The organism is Polaromonas sp. P1_E1_2, from assembly GCF_056406035.1.
Window position 1 is genome coordinate 1 of record NZ_JBFUAZ010000310.1, and the last position, 4834, is coordinate 4834.

Consider the following 4834-nt stretch of genomic DNA (forward strand, 5'->3'; position numbering starts at 1 on the left):
CCGGTGCGCCGTTCTGGTTGGGGRGCACTTCACCATACATGCCGAAAGCCAGCAGCGCCAGCGGGTGCATGGCTTCGTCCATGCGCAGGGCTTCCACATAAGGCCAGTCGAGCACGCGGGAGCCCACAAACGGCATGGTCTTGGGATCGGCCAGGGTGATGAATTCAACGTATTTCGCGCTGCCCAGCGGCTCGACCTTCTTGATGAGCTCCGACAGCGAATACCCCACCCACGGGATCACCATGGACCAGCCCTCGACACAACGCAGGCGGTAAATACGCTCTTCCTGCGGCGCCAGCTTGATCAGGTCTTCGAGCGTGAAGGTCTTGGGTTGCTTGACCAGGCCTTCGACGRCCACCGACCAGGGCTTGGTCACCAGCGTGTGGGCGTTCTTGGCCGGGTCGGCCTTGTCGGTGCCGAACTCGTAGTAATTGTTGTAGGTAGAGGCGTCTTTGTAGTCGGTGATCTTTTCCATGGTCACCGCACCGGCCACCGCCGATTTGCCGCCGGCCAGCGCCGCCAGCTTGCCGGGTTTTTGTACCGTCTGCGCCATCGCCTGGCGGCCCGCCCAGCTGGCCATGGCCACGCCCGCGGCACCTGTGGCCATCAGTTTGATCAGGTCGCGACGACCATGGTAGATGCCGCGCGGCGTAATCTCGCTGGGAACGAGGTGGTCGAAACCATCGGCATGGGTCTTGATGAGCATATGAGTCCTTGAAATCCGTTGAGGGTTAGTCTGAATACGCAGMAACTTCTTACAGGGATTCAGCCAGGGCTTCTAAAAGACTCGCAGGCAGTTACAAGGTTCCGTAACTGTGCAGCCCCGACAGGAACATGTTGACGCCCAGGAAAGCAAACGAGGTAACTGCCAGCCCGACCAGCGCCCACCAGGCGGCGACGGTGCCGCGCAGGCCCTTCATGAGCCGCATATGCAGCCAGGCCGCGTAGTTGAGCCAGACAATCAGCGCCCAGGTTTCCTTGGGGTCCCAGCTCCAGTAGCCGCCCCAGGCCTCGGCCGCCCACAAGGCGCCGAGTACGGTGGCAATGGTGAAAAAGGCAAAGCCGACGGCAATCGCCTTGTACATCACGTCGTCCAGCACTTCAAAGCTGGGCAGGCGCGCGGCAATGCGCTTGCGGCCCAGCAGGATGCCGGCGGCGATCAGCCCCGACACGGCCAGGTAACCTACCCAGTAGTAGCTGCCGCCCACTTCGGCCGGCGACTTGCTGCGAAACACGACAGGGACAAAACACAGCACCACGCCCAGCAGCCACAGCGGCGTGAGCCGGTGCCAGCGCGTCTCGTTGGCCTGCTGCTTGATGAGATAGGACAGCGACACCATGGCAGCCAGCGAGAACATGCCGTAGCCGATGAAATTGGCCGGCACATGCAGCTTCATCCACCAGCTTTTGAGGGCAGGCACCAGCGGCTGGATTTCATGGGCTTCGCGTATCACGGTGTACCAGAGCAAAAAACCGACCGCGGCACTGACCACCAGCATCACGAAAGCGCCGAGCGCGCGGGTGTTGTACTGCGATTCAAAGTAGAGGTAGAAGGCCGCCGTCATCCAGCAGAACAGCACGAACACCTCGTACAGGTTGCTGACCGGGATGTGCCCGACGTCTGCGCCAATCAGGTAGCTTTCGTACCAGCGCACCAGCGTGCCGATCAGCGCCATGCCGATCGCCACCCACGCAATTTTGGAGCCCAGCGACTCCAACGTGCTGCTCTGGCCTTTGGCAAACATGCCCAGCCAGTAAAAAATCGTGCTCATGAAGAACAGCACGCTCATCCACAAAATGGCCGACTGGCTGGAGAGAAAGTATTTGAGCCAGAACACCTGCTCGGCGCGCGCCAGGTCACCCTGGTACGACGCAATGCCCAGCAGCGCGAAGGCGCTGACCACCATCATCAGTACCCGCAGCGGCCGCCAGAACCAGCCCATGGCGATAGCCGCCGGAATGGCCGCGAACAGGATGCCTTTTTCATAGACATCCATGAAATCACTGTAGCGGGCGAAGGCATACAGAAAGCCGCCGGCGACCAGCGCAGCAAACACCCAATCCAGCACATTACGCCGGGCGAAATAGCCCTCGTTCAGGCTCAGCGTGCTGTCGCCGCCCGCCTTCAGCGTGGTGGTGTTCACCGCGGTGTTGTTGATCGTGGAGGTATTCATAAAGGCGCCTGCAACAGTTTCGTTTTCAACATCTCAAACTCCTTGTCGCCGTCCATGGTCTTGCGGTTGGTCGACAAGGCCATGGTGGCCTGACTGTGGCCTTCGGCCGATTCTGGCATTGAACCCACAACATTGCCATCTTCTGCCTGACCGCCCCCTGCGCCGCGCGGCGCCAGCCAGACCCAGACGCGGCGTTCGCGCACGTAAAGCATGGCGAACACCCCCAGGATCAGGAAGGCGCAACCCAGGTAGACGATGGTCTTGCCCGGTGCACGCGCCACCTGGAACACACTGGCCTGGACCTGGGTGAAGTCTTTCAGCTCAAACGCCATGGGCGCGGGGTAAAAATTGGCGTCCGACAGGCTCAGCACCATTTGCGACATGAAAGCCCGCGTCTTTTCATCCTGACCCAACGGCTTGAGCCCGGCCTGCTCACGCGTCATCTGCGTCAGCTCAAACAAGGCACCGTTGAGGATGCGGATCAGCACCTCGCCGGCACGGTTGCGCTCGGCTTCGGGCACATTGGCTTCCATAAAGTCAGAGATGGCCTGCAGGCCTGCAGCGGTTTTGGGCTTGCCCGTCGAACCTTGCGCGGCGCCCGCTGCGTCTGCAACGTCACCGGCAAAAAGAGCCAGCGCCCGCGATGTCGACGCGGCGAGCTGTTGCATCAGCTCCGGCCGTTCCCGGCCAATGGCCTGGCTTGCGTAGCGCCTGACCGCCAGCTCACGCTGCGCCGGATTGGCGAGCGCGGCACGCAGCCGCAAAAAGGTTTCCATGCCGCCTTCGGCGTCCACCGGAATCCGGAGGTACTGGAAGGGTGCAGACGGTGTCTCGCGAACACCCATCAGGTAGACCGCAGGGCTGTCTTCCGCCGGGTCCGTCTTGACCGGCAACATGTAGTTGTGAAATTCACGGGCCTGTCCGGACGCATCGCGCAACTTGTAGCTCACGCTGGGGCCCACGTTGCGCAGCTCTTTTTGCGTCACGGTCTTGTTCGCCGCGCCGAGCCGTGTGTCAATCGCCTGGTGCAGGTCGACCTTGCGCACATCGGCGCCGGAACCCATGCTTCCGCCCGACGCAAAATTTTCCACGTTGATGACCCGCAGCGCGGTGTATTCCAGCGTCAGCTTTTCGGCGCCATCGCCCTGCCCGTTGGTCAGGCCGCTGGAGCCGCCGATCGTGCCCTGAATTTCAAACGGCTTGCTGGCCGCGGCCATCGGAATGGCCTTGAGCGTCACGCTGGAGCCGCCGTCGTCGAAGCTCGACTGGTAAATCTCGATACCGCGGTGATTGGCCGGGTGATTGACCTCCACCCGCACCGGAATCTTTTCGCCAGTTTCCTTGTCGTGGATGATGATGTCGCTGGCAAAGAGCTTGGGCATGCCGGTCGAGTAATACTCAACGATGAATTTTTTGAGCTCAATGGAAAACGGCAGTTCCTGCAGCAATACGCCGCCCGGCTGGTTCAGGATGGCGGTGCTGGACTGCGTGCCTTCAGCCACCAGCAGGTTGGCGCGAAACGTCGGGTTTTTGTCGCTGAGCCGGTGCTGGGCCGGCACGTCGGCAATCAGTCCGCCGCCGGCATAAATCGACTTGCCGTTCAGCCACATCTGCGCGCGTACGATCATGTCGCCGTCGAGCAGGCCGCCCACGCAGACCAGCACGATGGCGCTGTGCGCTGCGATGTAGCCCAGTTTGTTGGCCGCGCCTTTTTTGGCCGCCACCATCCAGCCGTTGCCGGCGCGCTGCTGCAGCTTCACTTTCCAGCCGCTTTGCACCAGCGTCTGGCCAATGCGGCGCGCAGCCGTTTCGGGTGACTCGGCCAATGCGGCCTCGGCACGGTGGCCAAAGGCCTTGAGGCTTTGCTCCCGGACGTTTTCCTTGAGCTGGTTCAGGTCCGCGAAGATCTTGGGGGCGTTGCGCGCAATGCACAAAGAAGTAGAGACCACCAGAAAAGCCAGGATCAGCAGGAACCACCAGGCGCTGTACACGGTGTTGAGGCTGAGCAGGCTGAACACCTGCGCCCAGAACGGACCGAACTGGTTCACGTAGTTGCCCAGCGGCTCTGCCTGCTTGAGCACCGTGCCGATGATCGACGCGATGCAGATCACCGTCAGCAGCGAAATGGAAAACCGCATGGACGACAGCAGYTCCACCGCCGCCCGCCAGCTGCGGGAGCCCCAATTGACCTTCATACCCTCGGTGGAAACTGTCATGCTTGAAATGGAACCTGCGGTTGGCTCAGGAAAGCCTGCGAACCAGAAAAAGAAGGGAAAAAGAAAAAAGGCGGGCTTTCATCAGAAAGACCCGCCTTGGTGTGATTGGTTTTGGAGGCTTGGGTTCAATACTGCAGGCAGCCTGCGGGTACTTTCAGCAAAAAAACGCTCGCCTGCCAGTCCTTTGCTGTACTTTGCTTAACGCAGGCCGGCAATGTAGTCGGCCAGCGCACGGATTTCACGGTCGTTCAGCTTGGCAGCCACCTGGCTCATGGGCAGGCTGTTGCCGCGGCCGCCGTCACGGAAAGCCGTCAACTGCGTCACCGTGTACTCAGAATGCTGGCCGCTCAGGCGGGGATATTGGGAAGGAATGCCGGCGCCCGTGGGGCTGTGGCAGCCTGCGCAGGCTGCGATCTGGCGGTCCTGCACGCCGCCGCGGTAGAT

General features: G+C 61.4%; 5 protein-coding genes. 1 reads left to right on the forward strand and 4 read right to left on the reverse strand.

Annotated features, from left to right (window positions below; translation table 11 throughout):
- From msrP to AC1D1P_RS14385, 3 genes are all read right to left on the reverse strand, one after another.
- Positions 1–706 (reverse strand): protein-methionine-sulfoxide reductase catalytic subunit MsrP (gene msrP, locus AC1D1P_RS14375; RefSeq protein ID WP_477673454.1); only part of this gene is annotated, 706 nt, incomplete at its 3' end.
- A 91-nt stretch (positions 707–797) separates the two neighbouring features.
- A complete protein-coding gene (gene ccsB / locus AC1D1P_RS14380) occupies positions 798–2174 on the reverse strand; it encodes a c-type cytochrome biogenesis protein CcsB (protein ID WP_477673455.1) in 1377 nt (458 codons plus the stop codon).
- Positions 2171–4390: a cytochrome c biogenesis protein ResB gene (locus AC1D1P_RS14385; RefSeq protein ID WP_477669894.1), complete on the reverse strand. Its 2220-nt coding sequence runs from the start codon at positions 4388–4390 to the stop codon at positions 2171–2173. Before AC1D1P_RS14385 ends, ccsB begins: the two co-directional genes overlap by 4 nt.
- Here AC1D1P_RS14385 and AC1D1P_RS14390 point away from each other — a divergent pair.
- Positions 4389–4592, forward strand: a complete 204-nt coding sequence (locus AC1D1P_RS14390; protein ID WP_477669895.1) for a hypothetical protein — start codon at positions 4389–4391, stop codon at positions 4590–4592. The genes AC1D1P_RS14385 and AC1D1P_RS14390 overlap by 2 nt on opposite strands.
- Here the strand turns inward: AC1D1P_RS14390 and AC1D1P_RS14395 are convergent.
- Positions 4589–4834 (reverse strand): c-type cytochrome (locus tag AC1D1P_RS14395; RefSeq protein WP_477673456.1); only part of this gene is annotated, 246 nt, incomplete at its 5' end. The genes AC1D1P_RS14390 and AC1D1P_RS14395 overlap by 4 nt on opposite strands.